The following is a 17,742-nucleotide window of genomic DNA, read 5'->3' as shown; positions in this document are numbered from 1 at the left end:
ATGCCGTTTTTTCGTTTATGCCATTTTCAGCAGACTTCCAACCCCGAGGCCCTGAAGACGGGTCTCCTTCGAGCCCCCGTAACCGGGGTTCAGGTCCTTTCGTTCGAGGTCGAAACGGACCTGTTCCTTCAGAAGTCCGTACTCATCCATGTGCCCAAAAACCAGTTTTTCAATGAGTTCGAGCCCGCAGTCCACGGCTTCGGAATGCCCTTCCACAACTATCCTTTCTTTTTCCGAAAACACATGATAGCTGTCAGTTCCGAATTCTGCGGGCCGGATAAGTATCTCAGTTCTCTTGATGATGTTTCCTACAAGGGCACCTATGGCATTTCCCACCTCATGATGCTCCGGGACCCGTATATCCGCATCTATAAACTCCAGGAGTTCGGATATATAAGCCCGTACAGGTGCCCCTATCATCACCACCGGGACCGTGATTTTAAACCGGGTAAAGCGGGAATTATCCATCAGTTTTTCCAGAGCCTCGCGACTGGAATCCTTTGCAAGAAGACTCAGCAGGTCCAGAGCGATGTTCTTTGCAAAAGTTCGCTTTATTTCCCTGGAAAAGTTTTCCTCGTCCAGCCCCAGGTAGCCGCCAAGAAGTTTTGCCCCCTGTATGGAAGCCGAACTGTCCCAGGCTTCATACTCTCCCAGAACATGGAGGGCATCCGTCGGGGTAAATCCTATGTGGCAGATGCACCTTTTCTGAATAAGGGAGCGCAGGGCCCTTACAAGGTGAAGGGGGTGTTTTCCTGCTTTATCCGAAATTTCGAACACCGAGAGCGGTTCATATCCAATAATCTCAAAGACGTGGCGTTCGTAATCGTCCAGTTCGAATTCAATAGAATAATTGAGAGATTCGAGGTCCTCTACAGAATCCGGGGTCCCGTTCCTGATAAAGAAAGCCGTGGGCTGGACAATATCGTCCAGGATACGGTCCGACATGGTTTCTGCCTGCCGGAGTTTGTCCGAAAAGCCGGGATAGGTGGAAGCCGCATGGCAGAGGGGAATTACCCTGTTGGGCCCGATTGAGAGTTTTTTCTGCACCCGGACATGGCTGTCTCCTCCCATGGCCGAGGTATGGACCCGGACAGCCCTGACCATGGTCTTCCAGTTTCCGACCGTGGCCCCGTTTTCACTGATTTCCGGGACCCCGTCCTCGATAAGAGCCACATCTGTGCTTGTCCCCCCGACGTCCACCGCCACACAGGTCTTGAGCCCGCTGAGATGAGCGGCCCCCACAAGACTTGCTGCAGGACCTGAAAAGATAGACTCCACCGGTTTTTCAAGCGCGGCTTCGATCCGGGCCAGAGACCCGTCACATTTCATGACCATAAGAGGGGCAGTGATATTTCTGGCTTTCATTACGGAGAGGACGGCCCGTATAAACCGGGAGTTTATCGGGATTAGGCGGGCGTTTAAGGCCGCTGTGACTGCCCTTTCGTAGGCCCCGAGGTCCAGGGAAAGCTCATGCCCGCAGACCACGGGTTTACCGGTCAGGCGCCGGATCGTATCTTTTACGGCAAGTTCGTGTTCAGGGTTCCGTATGGCAAAATAAGAAGACACGGCAAAGGAAAAGAGCCCTCCTTTCTTGCTATTGACAAAATTCTCCACGCTTTCCAGGTCCAGCCGGCAGATTTCATTTCCCTTCGAATCATGCCCCCCGTCCACCGTCACCACTTCCCTGGCCGGGACCTCCCCGTTGACAGAATAACCGGCCAGGACCAGGCCCGCAGGATAGCCTTTCCCTTCCAGAGTCGAGTTCGTCGCAAGAGTTGTGGAAACCGAGACAAGCCTGACTGATTCCAGATACTCCTCATCCAGGCCCGCAATTACGCATTCTATCCCCGCAAGCAGGTTGGAATGTGTTGTTAGCGTTTTATTTGAATCAAGAATGGCCCCGCTTGAAAGGTCCATGATCACAGCATCGGTATATGTACCTCCGGTATCAATTCCTAAACCAAAATTCATAAGTCATTATTTATTTACAAAGAAATATAACATAACCGTCGGGACTTTTTAAGGGTCAGAAAAGTCAGAGGGATGTAAAATACGGAGGGGTATGAAATAATAGAAGAGGTAAATATATAAAAGGAAAAAAATCGAAAAAACAGAAAACAATCGATGAGACTTAAAATCTAAAAACAAAAAAAAAGAATGTGTTTGAAAACACACCCTTTCCTGAATAATTACTCTTTTTAATCTTTTCTTTCGCCTTTATATTCATCCAGAATGCTGGCGTCACAGAGATCGACTCCCATTTTGTAGGCCGCTCTGCCGATCATGTGTCCGGAAATCGGAGAGGTCAGGAGGATAAAAAGCCCGACTGTAAGGGCCTTTATTCCCATTGGAGATAGACCTTCCTGGATCATGATACTTAAGAGGACCCCGAAAGCTCCGAGGGTTCCGATCTTGGTGGTTGCGTGTAGCCTGTTGTAAACATCAGGCAGACGCAAAAGGCCGATCATGCCCAAAGAAAGGAAGATGATTCCTATGACCAGGCAGGCAATACTCAGGATTTCAAACACGTCTACCATTTAGAGCACCTCCCCTTTATCAAGATACTTTGCCACGACAACCGTCCCCACAAAGGAGATGATCGCAAGGAGCATGGCAACATCCATGAGGAAGATCGAACTTTCACGGTAGGCGTAAAGTCCGAAAATCACAACCAGGGCGTTACCCATCGCATCTTCTGCCGCAAGCCTGTCAGGTAAAGTCGGCCCGTACAGTACCCTGTAAATACAGGGGGCTGTTGCGACTACAAGCACGACCAGTGCCAGGAAATCCGCATCTACCAGTGAAATCATTCGAATGCCTCCAGTACATAGTGTTCAAGGTCGTCCCGGATGGAATCCCGGATGCCTTGGGGATCGGTTGCATCGATTGAATGCACGAAAAGTGCTGTCTGATCGTCAGAAATATCCACCGTGAGCGTTCCGGGAGTCAGGGTAATGGTATTTGCAATAGCCGTAATTCCGATATTGGTTTTGGTCCTGATAGGAACCCTTATGATTCCAGGTTTGATGTTGATCGTAGGCTGGAGAATAATCTTTGCGACCATGATGTTTGCCTTTATGATCTCCTTGATCAGCACATAAAAGTACACGATCTTCTTGGGGATCTTGGAAAGCCAGTCTCCTGTGGGAGTTATTACCTCGTCCAGTCTGTAAAGTTTAGAAAATGGCTGGACGACCACAGCTCCGAAAAGCAAACCCAGGAAAATGCTGCCGATAGAGATACGCCCACTGACCATACACCAGATTACAGGGAGAGCCATGTAAGTAATCAAACGACGCTTCATCGAATCACCCTCGTTAAGACTGCATCAATATAGGGATTCGGATCCATGATCTGCAATGCAATGGTATTTGCAATGCCCAGTAGAGGCTCTGCATATATCCCCAGGACAAACACAAGAACTGCCAGAACCACGATAGGCCCTACCATCAGTGGGGACAAATTGTGATGGGAATATTCTCCGTATTGAGGGTCCCTTGCACCCCAGAAGATAAAGATCCAGCCTCTGAACATGTAGAACAGAGTAAAGATTGCAAATATAAGGGCTATTCCTATGGGAATGTAGAACTGTGATTTCAGACCTGCATCAAAGAGCACGAACTTGGAGATAAAACCACCCATAGGAGGCACACCCCCGATGGACATGGCCCCCACAAGGAAAGTCGCGGTCATTGCAGGAGAGCTGTCAACCATCCCTCCCATCTTGCGCATATCTCTGGTTCCGGCTTTGTGGATAATTCCACCTGAGGTAAGGAATAACATACTCTTTGCAAGGGCGTGGTTTACCAGATAGACAAAGGACGCTGCAATGATTAGCACCGAACCTGCAATCTCACCTGCATCGTATGCAATTGCTCCCATTCCGAAACCCAGGAAAACGTATCCTATCTGAGATACACTGGAATAAGCAAGCAAACGTTTGACATCGTTTTGCCCGATGGCTGCAGTTGCTCCAAGTCCTATGGTGATTAAAGCCATCACAAGGATGATTGGACCAAAGACCCCTTTGAGAGGAGCAAAAATCACGAAGAGAATTCTCAATATACCATAAGCTCCGATCTTGATGATCACCCCACTCAGCATTGCGCTGATAGGGGACGGAGCTGTGGGGTGCACATCAGGAAGCCAGTAATGCAGAGGGAAAACTGCCGCCTTTCCACCGAATACAATGATGAAGAGCAGGCCTATGGCATATATGTGCCAGGGCATGGTCCCCGCATCCGCAAGAATCTGGATCTTGAGTGCAATGTCAGCCATGTTCAGGGAACCAATGGAAGCGTAAAGTGAAGCCACTGCAATCAGCATCACGTTTGACCCGAGCATGTTCAGGACAATGTACTTCATAGTAGCTTCCATCTTATCCGAGATCTTCGTAACCGTTGAAGTTTCGTTTGCAACGATCAGAGCTCCCGAAGAGAGCAACATGATTTCGAAGAAGACAAACAGGTTGAAGATATCCCCTGTCAGGAAGATCCCGTTGATACCTGCAAGCATAAGGTTGTACAGGGAGTGGTAAGTGAGGTTAAGGGATTTACTTTCGATATAATCATAGGAGTAAATCAGCCCCATACACCCGATCAAGCAGTTCAGTACCACCATCGAGGAGCTCAGGAGGTCGGCCACAAGCACGATCCCGTACTTTCCGAATTCTCCCACCTCATAAACCGTAATTCCGCCATCCCAGACCGTGGAAAGCAAAAGGCCACTTAAAGCCAGTAAAGAAAGGCTCACCACAATATCCAGAATCTTTTGAAAACCCGGATATGCTTTTGTCAGTATCGTTGCCGGAGCCATTGCCAGAGGAATGGCTATCAGGAGTATGGGAAGGTGCTCTATTAGAAAACTCATCCCCAAAGCCTCCTGAGTTCCTGAACATCGGTAGTCCCATATTCTTCATAGATACGGTATGCAAGAGTCAGGATAAAGGCGGTTGTCGCAAGCCCGATCACAATGGCTGTGAGCACAAGGGCCTGAACAAGTGGATCTACAAACGCGGTATAAGGAGTTGTTGTAATTGGCCCCACTATTCCGGCTGCCAGATTATCGTTGAAAATCAGGCCCTGATCAACTACTTCCCCGTGTTCAAGGATTGGTACAAGCGTACCTTCTGTGAAGACCCCACTTGCAACAATATAGAGATTTACGGCATGAGATACAATCCCAAAACCGATGATAACTTTCATTATGTCTCTTCGAAGGATCAGGAAGGTTCCCATTCCGAATAACAGAGAGACTGTAAGTGCGAGCAGAGTATTATTCATCGTCTACCCTCCGGATCTTTTACTTTATCAGTGCCTACTTTTGTAACAATGAACAGCAGGCCTCCGACCACCACGAAGTAGACTCCAAGGTCAAAAAACATGGAGGAGACCAGTTCAAGCTCGCCCACTTCCATGCCCATTAATTCTATTGGCCTTAAATCAAATGCACTTCTGAAATAGTTGTGGCCCGCAAGTAAAGGAGCTGTTGCCGTGATGCTTGCAAAAAGCAAGCCGTATCCGAACCAGGAATGCCAGTCAGGATTCCAGATTTTTTTGATATCTTCGTATCCGTATGCCACATAGATGAGTCCGATTCCGCACGCACAGAGCACACCACCGATGAAACCTCCGCCCGGTCGGTTACCTCCGATAAGCAGGAGGTCGATTGAGTAGAGCATGTCCACCATTAAACAGATCTTTGCGACTGTTTTGGTTATTACCGTGGTCATTCGTCTTCACCTCCCTCGTTTCCTCCGGCTCTGCTCATGATCAGGTTATATACACCCAGAGCTGCCAGGGAAAGAACTGAGATTTCTCCAATGGTATCGTACCCTCTGAAGTCCACGACTATCACGTTTACAACGTTTAGTCCACCGGTCATCGCCATACTCTTCTCAATGAAGTACTGAGAGAAGGACTCAAACGAACCAAGCATTCCAACATTTGCATTGACCATGATGGCAAAGACAGCAAAGCCTACAGCACCCGAAATTAGAAGGTTTAGCATGACCTTGCCCGCCGGCATGGGCTCCTTGAACTTCTGAGGCAACTTCATAATTACCAGGATAAAGATAATGGTGGAAAGCGTTTCCACACAGACCTGGGTCATAGCAAGGTCAGGAGCCTTGAGATACATGTATAGCAGGGATACTAGGAAACCCAGAGCCGAAAGAGAGATGACTGCCGGCAGGTATCTCGGGATAATCATAGCACCCAGTGCTGCCACAATCATAAGGGCATAGAGCACAATTTCGTAGGGCTGCGCATTAAAGTTCATACCCGAAGGGAGAATGCTTCCGAGAGAGATGTGGAAGTGGTAGATCGGAACCATAGCCAAAAAGAACATGAAAAGCAACGAGGCTTTGATGTAAGGTCCTATTGGCCCTGGCTGGAAGACCGCTGAGATTTTGTGAGTTACGTCTCTGGCGTTGTTCACGGTCCAGTCGTAGTAGTAGTTCACACCGATCCAGGGATACTTGGCTGCGAAACTGTTTTCCCAGGCCGCGATTCCATCATAGAACCTGTATAGTATGATACCGATTGCAAAGGTTGCGACAGTCATCAGGAATGGAGTTGTTATTCCATGCCAGAGTTTTATGTGCAGGTGCGCAGCACCCGGAACAAGCCCGCTGTAAGCCGGCTGGATCAGAGTCTCGATCGGGAATTTCGGATAAAGCCCGAAAAAGAAGATCAAACCAATCAGGACAAACGCCGGAGCAAGCATGACCCAGGGAGCTTCGTGCACATGATGCGGGATATCCGGATCCTTGGTCCTTTCCCCCAGGAAAATTCCGTCTATAAGCCTGATGGAATACATAAGGGTTAACACCCCACCCATCACCGCGACGACCGGGAAGATTACTGCCCAGGGTCCGCCGACCTCCTGCCCGATTTCAAGCGAGGTCTCATAGAACATTTCCTTGCTGAGGAACCCGTTGAGGGGAGGTACACCAGCCATCGATGCGGCTGCAATCACAGCTATTATGAAGGTTTTTGGCATCTCTTTTCGCAAACCACCAAGTTTTCGTATATCTCGGGTTGCCGTCTCATGCGCCACTATACCTGCCACAAGGAAGAGCGTGGCTTTGAAGGTGGAGTGGTTCAACATGTGGAAGGTCGCCGCAGCGAATCCCAGCCCCGGATTTTCGGCCGTGCTGTACCCGTACATGGTCATCAGGTAGGCTAACTGACTTATAGTCGAGTAGGCCAGAATTCCCTTGATGTCAGTCTGCCGGAAGGCCACAAAGCCCGCCAGGACCATGGTGATCATTCCGGTCCCTGAAACCAGCATCAGCCACTCGGGGGTTCCCGAGAGGATGGGGTGCAACCTTGCAACCAGGTAGACTCCAGCCTTGACCATTGTGGCCGAGTGCAGGAAAGCACTCACAGGAGTCGGAGCTTCCATGGCGTTCGGGAGCCATATAAAAAATGGCCCCTGAGCCGATTTGGAAGCAGCCCCGATAAAGATCAGGACCAGGGTTGCAACGTAGAGCTCACTGCCGTGGACGTTTGCGAGGAGTTCTGTACTCCCGGCGATCTCCGAGATTCCGTAGGTCCCTGAAGCTATTCTAAGCAGCAGGAAACCCGCGAACATGAAGAGACCGCCTCCGGCCGTCACCAGCAGAGCTTTGGTTGCACCGTATATGGATTCTGGTCGTTCTCTCCAGTATCCAATGAGCATGAACGAGGTGATACTAGTCAGTTCCCAAAAAACAAACATCTGGATCGTGTTATCCGTATAGGCCACGCCCAGCATGGATCCCATAAAGAGTAAGAGCCACTGGTAATACCTTGGCAGGTCTTCCTTTGTGGACATATAACCGTTTGAATAGGCCATGATGATAACACCAATGCCTGAAACGATTAAGGCCAGAAGGACGGCTAAACCGTCCCCATAAATATCAAAAGAAAGACCTGCGGAAGGTAACCATTCCCAAGACTGTTTTATGGGATTTCCCGCCATCGCATATGGAATTACCTGAGTATTCAGCACAAAACAGATAAATGCAATACCTGCAGAAATCCAGCCTATATGCTGTTTAAATACTTTATATAACAAAGGTAATGTCCATGCGAATATAAATGGTAAAAAGACAGCTATTAATATCGCGTTAGATGGATCCATAAATCATCAACCCAACCTCTGGAATTGTTTATTATAGATAGTCAATTGTACTGCAGTCAGGTATGAAAAGCAGTAATTATAAAAAAATTCAATCCTTAATTAATCCACAGAGAAAATAAAGATATTAAGTAATCTTACATTTTCTTCAGCGTATAGTCTTTTGTCATATAGTAAAAATGTTTCGGTTTTTATTGAAAGCCTCTTCACTATCAAGCAAACTATTTTTCAGTCATAATTGCGGAAAAAATTCTGGAAAAAATACCCGGATTAACAGTGCTATCTATCAACCCTGCAGATTATACAAAATATCCGAAAAAATTAATTATATACAACGATTAACCGATCTTGCACTTCATTTCAATAGTTCTGCGCTTCATGTACAATAACAGATAGGAATTACGCACTTAAGAAGTGAAACCAGGCATGTAAGGCCTTATAATAAATAACTAGATTTAGACAGTTTGGCGTTTTATGTTACTGTTTTTTTGTTCAACTACATAAAATTTTAAATAAAAATAGATATACCTCTCCGCCAAAAAAGAAAGACAATATAATGATTAAACCGGGGGAAAAGAAAATAAAAGAATAACGGAAGAAAAACAGAGAACAAATTAATAAAAAATATGAAGAATTATTAAAAAAAATGGAGAAGAAAATGAGAAAGAATATAAGGAAGAAGAGAAAGGAGGAAAAAACGGGACGGTAATGAAAGAAAACGAAAGAATGCAAAGAAAATGTGTAAGTAAGTAAAGAAAAGTAAAAGAAAGAAGGTAAACGGCCACACGACGGAAGTCGTGGGCTTCTTGCATCATATCCCGGGAAAAACTCCGCAGGTCCGCAGTCCACAGGCCATGAGGGGGTCCCTGGTTTTTTTGTTTAACAGGAGACCTTAATGTTGTTTGACAGTGACCTTAATAGTTCTGTCCTCCTTTGCAGGAGTGGGTCCACATCGCCACTGTTATTCTGGCTTGTTAATGACCTGAACACTTCCCCTTCCTCTCAGGGATGTTTAATCCAGATCGAAATCTCCGAGAACGTGTGGAGTATTCTCGAATATCATGACCAGTATAACGAAAGGCTATTCAACTAGGGACTTGTCGAAACAAGCCCCTTACTCTAAAATCTTAGCCTGAAGGCTAAGATTTTAGGGGGGGTTAATTGACATCGATGGATTTTGGAGCCACTTCAGGTTGCTTTTTGAAGATAACCTCAAGTACACCGTTCTTGTAATTAGCCTTTGCACTCCCGGGCTCCACAAGAACTGGCAGTTCCACGGTTTCCGAATACTCATTTAAGGGATCTAAAACTTTTATTTCAAGGACCTGAGCTGTTGCACACAGCTTAATGGATTCCTTTCTGGCTTCGGGGAATTCCCCAAGTACATGGACAGTCTCATCGTCTTCAAAGACATCGATTAAAGAGTTATTTTCTTCGGGGGAAAAATCGGCCTCTTCAGGGGGGTTATATTCGGAATCCGGAAAATTTCCAAATTCCCGGATTTCAGGATCTTCCCCGGGGCGGTGGACTATGGAAAAACCGTATACAAAAGGTACGGATTCACCAAAATCATCCATAAGGTCCTTTATCATTTCCTCGATGTTATCGAAAATCTCGGGACCGAAACCTTCAAAGAACTCCTTTCTTTTTTTTGCGCCCAAAATCATTACCTCTATGTTTAAATTACCCGGAACTTCAAGATGAATTGAAAGTTGGCTTATTCGATATTAATTGAAGTCCGAGAATCGGATCCAAGTCGTTTAAAAATTATTTCAAGCACACCGTTTTTATAAGTGGCTTTTGCACTCAGGGGGTCCACCTTTACGGGCAATTCCACACGTTCGGAATATTTTGGATTCCCCTTTAACGTTTCGAGTTCAAGTATTAAATCTGTTGCGTTCAGTTGAATATTTTCTTTTTTTACACCCGGTATTTCCGCAATTACATGCACCTTATCCTCAGTTTCCAGCACATCGATAAGGGGTCTTCGCATGTCCGGATAGTAAACTTCCCCCTCTACCGGGTCAAGAGTGGGGAGGTTCCCGAACTCCCGGATCTCGGGAGCTGTCCCGGGACGATGAGTTAAGGAAAAGCCGTATACGAAAGGCTGGTTTTCAAGATTGTCCAGGTTTATTCTCCCGGACCTGCTGAAGCGCTCGAAGATTTCCTCCATATCTTCAAAGGGATTGCCCCCGAAGATATCGTCAAAGAAACTTCTCCTTTTTCTGTCCACCATGGTTTTCACGATCCATCAGGCAGGATGCCCGTGATTTTAATCAAAGGAGGAATGCCGGCAACTTTACGGCATCCCGTTCCAAGTTTGGATTTTTCCACTCTGCTTTTGAAACAGGTAACGCAATGTTTTAGCAAGGGATAGTTGATTCTTCCGTACCGGAGAGAGGCTCTTCTTCAGCCTGCTCTTCAACCGGCTCCTCAGATTCAGAATCCTGAGAGTATTTTGCAAACATTTCAGAACTTTTCTCGTAAGCCTTCAGGGTCTCTCCGGAAGTGGTGGGTTTTACCCGCAAAATGGCCCTTTCAAAATGCTTTGAAGTGAGTTTTACGTCCTTCGCCTTGTCTTCGATTTGTTTCCGGCTGAGTCCCGGAGATACGATCTCCCGAAGAGCAAGCATTGCGGCTTCTCTGCAAATCCCTTCGATATCCGCACCCACATAGCTTTCGGTTTTTTCTGCAAGCCTGGAAATGTCCACGTCCTCTGCAAGGGGTTTTTCTTTAAGGTGGATTTCAAAAATTTTTTTCCGGCTCGCCCTATCAGGAGGCCTTATGTATATTAGCCTATCGAATCGCCCGGGCCTGAGGAGAGCAGGATCCACTATATCCGGCCGGTTGGTTGCGGCCACGATGACCACGTCTTTGAGTTCCTCAACTCCGTCAAGTTCGGTCAGGATCTGGCTTACCACCCGCTCGGAGACGTGGGTGTCCGAAACCCCGGACCTCAGGGGGGCAATGGAGTCTATCTCGTCAAAGAAGACCACAGTCGGAGCCGCCTGTTTTGCTTTCCGGAAAGTCTCCCGGATTGCCCGTTCGGACTCGCCCACGTATTTGCTGAGCAGCTCGGGCCCTTTTATGCTTATGAAATTAGCCTCGCTTTCACTCGCAATAGCCTTTGCGAGCATGGTCTTGCCCGTACCCGGAGGCCCGAAGAGCAGGATGCCTCTCGGGGGCTTTACGTGAACGGCTGTGAAAAGCTCAGGGTAGTGCAGCGGCCACTCCACGGCTTCGATCAATTCCTGCTTTGCCTTCTCAAGCCCGCCGACATCTTCCCAGGCCACATGCGGGACTTCCACAAAGACCTCCCGCATGGCAGAGGGTTCAATGTTTTTCAGGGCTTCCTGGAAGTCCCCTTTTTCGACCACCAGCTTATCCATAACCTCAGCCGGAATTTCTTCTTCTTCGATATCGATTTCTGGGGTGATCCTGCGAAGCGCATGCATGGCGGCTTCCTTACAGAGGGAGGAGAGGTCTGCGCCCACAAAGCCGTGGGTAACGTCGGCAATAACTCCAAGGTCCACATCTCCCTCAAGGGGCATGCCCCGAGTGTGGATGAGCAAAATCTGCTTCCTCCCGTTTCGGTCCGGGATGCCTATTTCGATTTCCCGATCAAACCTGCCGCCGCGGCGAAGTGCCTCGTCAATGGAATTGGGCCGGTTGGTTGCGGCAATCACAACCACCTCACCCCTGGACTTGAGCCCGTCCATGAGGGAGAGGAGTTGGGCGACCACGCGCCGCTCCATTTCCCCGGTGACTTCTTCTCGCTTGGGAGCGATGGAATCGATTTCGTCAATAAAGATGATGGAGGGAGCATCCCGCTCGGCATCCTCAAAGATTTGGCGGAGTTTCTGCTCACTTTCCCCGTAGTACTTGGAGACGATTTCAGGCCCGCTGATGGTGACGAAATTGGCGTCGGTCTCACCTGCAACAGCCCTTGCGATCATTGTCTTTCCGGTTCCAGGGGGCCCATGCAGGAGCACCCCTTTGGGAGGCTCGATCCCGAGTTTCTGGAAAAGTTCCGGGTGCCGGAGAGGCAGCTCAATCATTTCCCTAACAAGTTTGATCTCCCGTTTCAGACCCCCGATGTCTTCGTAGGAAACCCCTTCCATGGGTTGGATTTCCTCTATCGACTTTTTGAAGACAATCTCGGTATCCTTGGTAACCACCACAGGCCCGGCAGGCCGGGTTGATGCCACAACGAAAGTATAAGGTTTGTTTACTGTCTCGATCCTGACCGTCTGCCCTCGGGAAAGGGGCCTGTCTTCAATGATCCTCTTGATGTAAAGGGCTCCTCCCACAAGCTGGCGGACCGGCTGGGAGGGAGCAAGGGTCACCCGCTGGGCATGTTTTGTCTCGATTTTCTGGACTATTACCCTTTCATCAATCCCGACCTTCGCGTTACTGCGCAGGTTCCCGTCCATACGAATCATGTTTTCCTGGTCATGTTTCAGGTTGGGCCAGACAAGGGCATAGGCTTTGGCTTTGCCCTCAAGTTCGACGACATCTCCACTTACGAGACCCATACGTTCCATGAGGTGGGTATCAATCCTGGCAATCCCACGTCCCACGTCTTTATGATAAGCCTCGGCAACCCTCAAAGTTATTTCCTCACTCATGCAACTCAACTCACAATTTTCGCAAAATGAACTTTATGAAAATATATATTCAGACAATGAACAGTTTTAGATCAGATTCTCAAATCCCCTCATTCAATCTCGCTTTCCTTACCTTTTTCCCGGATTTTCCAATACTGCTGGTTATTCTTTATAGTGTATTCTATAAAACCCCTTTCTGCGAGGTCCAGCAGGTTTGAATTTATGATACTCGGGTGTAGCCTTAACTGATAACAGAGGGAGGCTGCGGTTAGTTCTCCTTTCAGAAGCCCGAAAAGGATCTCGCATTCGACCGGGGACCCCTCCCCCCCTCTGGTAACGGCTTCGATGGAATCGAAGCAGAGGTCCATGAGCTCCGTGTACTCGGCCTGGAGTTTCTGTTGCATCCGGGTAAGTTCTTCCTGCTGCTTTTTCATTTCCTTTAACCTGACGTTCAGGTCAAGGAAAAGAGATGCTGACTCCGGAACTCGGGCCTTTTCCGTGGTTTCCATGGTTTCAGCCCCCTTTTTTCCTGCAAACTTTTTTTCTGTCCCGGAATCAAGCAGGATGTCATGCAGGGAAACAGAATATGAGTAAGGGGAGACCGACACTTCAAGTCGCATGTTATTTGCGATATTGAAATACTTGCGCCGCTGTTCATCCACGCTGAACTCTATCAGTCCGGCCTGCTCAAGCAGACTCAGGTGATTGATAACCACTTTTGGCCCAACCCCCAGCCGACCTGAAATCTCACTTACGTAGCAGGGTCGGTTTGCAAGGAGCTGGATGATCTTCCTTCGGTTTTCGTTCCCCAGGATGTCAAGTAATTTTGCCGGGTCCATGTTTTTCCTCGGTTTGATTTTAGTAAGGGTATCCGGGTTGACTGTAATATATTAGTATCCTTACTGTAGTATGGAAAATACAGTACCTACAGGTTAGTAACTAAAAGTTAGTAGTGATTATATATAAAAATTTCTATATATCTAAAAAGAATATACAAAGTTTGTGGCGCCGGATCTTTCCTGAAAAAAAGCTACAAATTCACTGGTGAATCACTGCTAAAAATCTTAAAATGTTTGATCGAATTCTCCAATCAAAGTTATAACACTTTCCAGAAAGTATTACTCATGAAAATTGCCTGCATCCAGATGGACATTTCTCTCTGCTCAAAACAGGAAAATTTTGAGCGTGCCCTCTCCCTGGCCGAAGTTGCGGTCTCCGAAGGTGCAGAAATGATCGTTTTTCCGGAAGTTTTCTCAACCGGTTTTTGTTACGGCCAGATAGAAGAACTTGCCGAACCCCTGTCCGGCCCAATGTTTGAATCCCTTCTCGGCTTTTCAAAAGAAAACAACTGTATTCTCGTGGGATCAATTCTGGAAAGGGCAGACTGTTCCGGCCCCGCTGAAAAAAGACAGGCTCCCTCCTGCTACAACCTCGGCTTTTGTATCGATTCCGGAAAACTGGCCGGCACTCACAGGAAAACCCACCTCTACGGCCAGGAAAAAGAGCACTTTATTCCCGGAAACCTGATAGCTCCCATTAAACTGGAAAAACGCGGGCTCTCAATCGGGCTCATCGTCTGCTATGAAATCCGCTTCCCGGAAATTGCCCGAAAACTTACCCTTGAGGGGGCTGATCTTCTGGTCTCGGTTTCGGAAATTCCGGACTTTTTCGGCTACCCCTGGCGGACTCTAACTCTTGCAAGGGCAATGGAAAACCAGCTCCCCTGCATTGCCTGCAACCGGACTGGAAAGGACCGGTATTCTACTTATTTTGGAAAATCCTTTATGGCCGATGCCTGGGGAAACATACTGGCAGAGGCCGGAAAAGAGGAAGCTGTCCTTCTGGGAGAAATCGATCTTGAGAGGGCAAGGGAAGTCAGGGAAACAAGCTCGATTTTTGGAGACCGGCGGCCGGAGCTTTACTGAATTGATATTTTTCCGGGCGATGTAAAGCTTCAAAAATTTGGAAGATAAATCCACAAAAAATAAAAAAAGTAAAAAGCTTAACCCGACCAGGATTAAGCCTTTTTCTTTAGATTACGCTTACTAAGACCTTTTTAGCCTTTCAGCTTTTTAGCCTTTCAGCTTTTCAGCCTTTAAGTTCCTTTACAAGCAGCTCGCGGGCCGTTTTTGCGTCGGCTGTGCCTTTTGTCTTTTTCATGACCTGGCCCACCAGGAAGTTAAGGGACTTTTCAGCCCCTCCAAGGTAGTCCTTGACAGCGGCCTCATTTTCGGTAATGGCTTCGGAAACGGCTTTCGTTACCAGGTCGTCCTCGGCTTTGAAAAGGCCATTTTCCTCGACAATTTTCGTGGGGGTCTTTTCCTCTTCGGAGTCGAGCACGGTCCTGATAACTTCCACGGCACTCTGATCACTAATTTTTCCGTCCGCAAAGAGGGCAATCAGTTCGACCAGGTCCGCGACTTTGAAGAAATTGCCAATTTCGTGGTCCTTGTCGTTGATGCAACCAAGGACCTGGCCGTCATAGGATGCCACAACCAGGTCACGGTAGTTCAGTTCCCCTAGCAGGACATCAGCAGTCCAGGTGGCTGCGGTCTTCGGGTCAGCGCCTTTTCCACAAACTCCTTCATAGAAGTCCGCAAGCAGGATGCTTGAGGTCAGGGCCTTTGCGTGCATATCCGCAATTCCGTACTGTTCCAGGAAACGGGCCCGTTTTGCGTCCGGAAGCTCAGGCATGTTTTTCCTTATTTCAGGGATCCAGTCGGCCACGCGAATGGGTACCAAATCAGGTTCGCGGAAGTAGCGGTAGTCTTCGGCCTCTTCTTTGGTCCTCATGGACAGGGTAACGCCTCTTGCTTCGTCGAAGTGGCGGGTCTCCTGCACGATTTTGCCGCCCCGGCGAATCACGTTTTTCTGGCGCATGATCTCGTAGAGGAGGGCTTTTTCCACACCTTTGTGGGAGGAAATGTTCTTGACTTCAACTCTGGTACCGCCTCTTATCGAGACGTTGGCGTCCATACGCATTGCGCCTTCAAGGTTCCCGTCAAAAACGTCCAGGTACTCAAGAATGTTCCTGAACTTGTCCAGGAAACGCCTGGCCTCCTTCGGGCTCCTCATTTCAGGGGCTGTAACGGTCTCGATCAGGGGCATACCTGACCTGTTGTAGTTGATCATGACTCCTTTGGAATTTTCGATGCTTCCGATGTGCACCAGCCTTCCGGGGTCATCTTCCATATGGGCTCTCCAGAGGTTCACCTCAAATTCTCCGTCTTCGCCCTCGATCCTTACCTTCCCTTTGTTCACGATGGGGAAATCGTATTGAGTCGTCTGGAAACCCCTGGGGAGGTCAGGATAGAAATAGTTCTTCCTGTGAAACTGCGTCTCTTCCGCAATTTCCCCTTCAAGGGCAAGTCCTACCTTGATTGCGGCCTTCACAACTTCTTTGTTCAGGACCGGCAGGGCCCCGGGCAGGCCCAGGCAGACCGGGCAGGTATGGGTGTTGGGTTCCGCGTTGTGGTAGGCGGTCGAACAACCGCAGAACATCTTGCTTTTGAGCTTGTTGAGCTGGATGTGGATCTCAAGCCCTATCATCACGCCGTCAGGGTTCTCGTACACCATTTAAGCCACCTCCGGGGGTCTTTTGTTATGATAATCCGTATTCTGCTCAAACGTATAGGCGGTCCGGAGCAGGGTCGGCTCGTCAAAGGGTTTGCCTATGAGCTGAAGTCCGACCGGAAGCCCGTCCGTAAAGCCACAGGGCACAGACATGGAAGGGACCCCGGCCAGGTTGATAGGCACCGTGTTTACGTCCGAGAGGTAAAGAGCAAGCGGGTCTTCGATCTTTTCCCCGATCTTAAAGGCCGGGTTTGGCATCGTCGGGGACATGAGCACGTCCACTTTCGAAAGAGCCCTGTCGAAGTCCTGCTTTACAAGGGTCCTGACCTTCAGGGCCTTGAGGTAGTACTTGTCATGGTAGCCCGCGGAAAGCGCGTAGGTCCCGATAAGGATTCTGCGCTTAACCTCGGCTCCGAACCCTTCCGCCCGGGTCTTTGAGATAAGGGAATGCCAGGTTTCACCAGCTGCCCTGAAGCCGTACCTTGTCCCGTCAAAGCGGGCGAGGTTTGAGGAGGCCTCACTCATGGCGATGATGTAGTAGGAAGCAAGGGCGTACTTTGTATGCGGCATGGAGACCATTTCCCAGGAAGCTCCCAGATCCTCACAGCGGTGGATTGCGTCCCATACTGTTTTTTCTACACCTGGACTGATTCCTTCCCCAAAGTATTCTTCAGGGACTCCGATTTTCAGGCCTTTGATATCATCCGTAAGGGCTGCCTGGTAGTCAGGTTTTGCCTCCTGAATCGAGGTCGAATCTCTGGCATCGTGGCCCGCGATCACGTCCATCAAAACCGCGATATCGGTCACGTTGTTTGCAAGGGGGCCGATCTGTTCGAGTGAATTTGCGTAGGCCACGGCTCCGTATCTCGAAACCGCACCATAGGTGGGCTTGAGCCCCACAACTCCACAGAAGGAAGCCGGACAGCGAATTGATCCGCCGGTGTCCGAGCCGAGGGCAAAAGGAGCCTCGCCTGCGGCAACGACTGCGGCACTGCCTCCCGAAGATCCACCGGGTACCCTTTCAAGGTCCCAGGGGTTTAAGGCGGGCCCGAAGTAGCTGCTCTCGGTCGAGGAACCCATGGCGAACTCGTCCATGTTGGTCTTTCCAAGGATTACGGCCCCTGCATCTGTCAGTTTTTCAATAACGTGGGCGTTGAAGGGTGGGACATAGTTTTCAAGCATCTTTGAGCCGCAGCTGTTAGGCAGGCCCTTAACAGAGATGTTGTCCTTGATTGCGATAGGCACTCCCGCAAGCGGGCCTTCGTGCCCCTCGGAATCGATCTTCTTTGCCTTTTCAAGGGCTCTTCCCGAAACCGTAACGTAGCCGTTGATCCTGCTCTTTTCGATTGCTTCAAGATAGCCGGCTGTGACCTCTTCGGCTGAACTTTCCTCGAGCTTCTGCTTTATTTCCGCAACGCTCATCCATTTTGCTGTCATG

Annotated in this window: 15 protein-coding genes; 1 reads left to right on the top strand and 14 read right to left on the bottom strand. The window is 48.8% G+C overall.

Going from position 1 to position 17,742, the window contains the following annotated elements; genetic code table 11:
• Positions 1 to 15: 15 nt before the first annotated feature.
• The 12 genes from ACZ5QV_RS06525 to ACZ5QV_RS06470 all read right to left on the bottom strand — a co-directional run bounded on the left by ACZ5QV_RS06525 (position 16) and on the right by ACZ5QV_RS06470 (position 13,570).
• A complete protein-coding gene (locus ACZ5QV_RS06525) occupies positions 16 to 1,971 on the bottom strand; it encodes a hydantoinase/oxoprolinase family protein (protein ID WP_464601764.1) in 1,956 nt (651 codons plus the stop codon).
• Positions 1,972 to 2,198: 227 nt separating this feature from the next.
• Complete coding sequence (gene mnhG / locus ACZ5QV_RS06520) at positions 2,199 to 2,537, bottom strand: monovalent cation/H(+) antiporter subunit G (RefSeq protein WP_464601763.1); 339 nt, start codon at positions 2,535 to 2,537, stop codon at positions 2,199 to 2,201.
• Positions 2,538 to 2,810 carry a cation:proton antiporter gene (locus ACZ5QV_RS06515; protein WP_464601762.1) on the bottom strand — a complete coding sequence of 91 codons (273 nt, stop codon included), beginning with the start codon at positions 2,808 to 2,810 and terminating at the stop codon, positions 2,538 to 2,540. It lies immediately after the preceding gene.
• The gene (locus tag ACZ5QV_RS06510; RefSeq protein WP_464601761.1) at positions 2,807 to 3,304 is read right to left on the bottom strand and encodes a Na+/H+ antiporter subunit E; all 498 of its coding nucleotides are present in this window, start codon (positions 3,302 to 3,304) and stop codon (positions 2,807 to 2,809) included. Before ACZ5QV_RS06510 ends, ACZ5QV_RS06515 begins: the two co-directional genes overlap by 4 nt.
• Positions 3,301 to 4,869, bottom strand: a complete 1,569-nt coding sequence (locus ACZ5QV_RS06505; RefSeq protein ID WP_464601760.1) for a proton-conducting transporter transmembrane domain-containing protein — start codon at positions 4,867 to 4,869, stop codon at positions 3,301 to 3,303. The genes ACZ5QV_RS06510 and ACZ5QV_RS06505 overlap by 4 nt, the downstream gene beginning before the upstream one ends.
• Positions 4,866 to 5,282, bottom strand: coding sequence for an NADH-quinone oxidoreductase subunit K (locus tag ACZ5QV_RS06500; protein ID WP_464601759.1), 417 nt, complete (start codon positions 5,280 to 5,282; stop codon positions 4,866 to 4,868). Before ACZ5QV_RS06500 ends, ACZ5QV_RS06505 begins: the two co-directional genes overlap by 4 nt.
• Positions 5,279 to 5,731, bottom strand: a complete 453-nt coding sequence (locus tag ACZ5QV_RS06495) for a monovalent cation/H+ antiporter subunit B (protein WP_464601758.1) — start codon at positions 5,729 to 5,731, stop codon at positions 5,279 to 5,281. The genes ACZ5QV_RS06500 and ACZ5QV_RS06495 overlap by 4 nt, the downstream gene beginning before the upstream one ends.
• Complete coding sequence (mbhE, locus tag ACZ5QV_RS06490) at positions 5,728 to 8,127, bottom strand: hydrogen gas-evolving membrane-bound hydrogenase subunit E (protein ID WP_464601757.1); 2,400 nt, start codon at positions 8,125 to 8,127, stop codon at positions 5,728 to 5,730. The genes ACZ5QV_RS06495 and mbhE overlap by 4 nt, the downstream gene beginning before the upstream one ends.
• 1,154 nt (positions 8,128 to 9,281) lie before the next feature.
• On the bottom strand, positions 9,282 to 9,791 hold the full coding sequence (locus tag ACZ5QV_RS06485) for an Hsp20/alpha crystallin family protein (RefSeq protein ID WP_464601756.1): 510 nt from the start codon (positions 9,789 to 9,791) through the stop codon (positions 9,282 to 9,284).
• Positions 9,792 to 9,841: 50 nt separating this feature from the next.
• Entirely contained in the window at positions 9,842 to 10,360 is a 519-nt protein-coding gene (gene hsp20, locus ACZ5QV_RS06480) for an archaeal heat shock protein Hsp20 (protein ID WP_464601755.1), read from the bottom strand.
• Between the two features lie 127 nt (positions 10,361 to 10,487).
• Entirely contained in the window at positions 10,488 to 12,752 is a 2,265-nt protein-coding gene (locus ACZ5QV_RS06475; RefSeq protein WP_464601754.1) for a CDC48 family AAA ATPase, read from the bottom strand.
• An 89-nt stretch (positions 12,753 to 12,841) separates the two neighbouring features.
• Positions 12,842 to 13,570, bottom strand: a complete 729-nt coding sequence (locus ACZ5QV_RS06470) for an ArsR/SmtB family transcription factor (RefSeq protein WP_464601753.1) — start codon at positions 13,568 to 13,570, stop codon at positions 12,842 to 12,844.
• 285 nt (positions 13,571 to 13,855) lie between these two features.
• Here ACZ5QV_RS06470 and ACZ5QV_RS06465 point away from each other — a divergent pair, with 285 nt between their 5' ends.
• A complete protein-coding gene (locus ACZ5QV_RS06465) occupies positions 13,856 to 14,656 on the top strand; it encodes a nitrilase-related carbon-nitrogen hydrolase (RefSeq protein ID WP_464601752.1) in 801 nt (266 codons plus the stop codon).
• A 163-nt stretch (positions 14,657 to 14,819) separates the two neighbouring features.
• On the opposite strand, the gene gatB is transcribed toward ACZ5QV_RS06465, so the two are convergent.
• Together gatB and gatA are read right to left on the bottom strand one after the other, a co-directional pair.
• Positions 14,820 to 16,307, bottom strand: a complete 1,488-nt coding sequence (gatB, locus tag ACZ5QV_RS06460; protein ID WP_464601751.1) for an Asp-tRNA(Asn)/Glu-tRNA(Gln) amidotransferase subunit GatB — start codon at positions 16,305 to 16,307, stop codon at positions 14,820 to 14,822.
• On the bottom strand, positions 16,308 to 17,741 hold the full coding sequence (gene gatA / locus ACZ5QV_RS06455; RefSeq protein WP_464601750.1) for an Asp-tRNA(Asn)/Glu-tRNA(Gln) amidotransferase subunit GatA: 1,434 nt from the start codon (positions 17,739 to 17,741) through the stop codon (positions 16,308 to 16,310).
• Between the last annotated feature and the right edge of the window lies 1 nt (position 17,742).

The sequence above is a fragment of the Methanosarcina baltica genome (genome assembly GCF_055394095.1).
The sequence above is the reverse complement of the archived record's forward strand: the minus strand, read 5'-3'. Positions and strand labels throughout refer to the sequence as shown.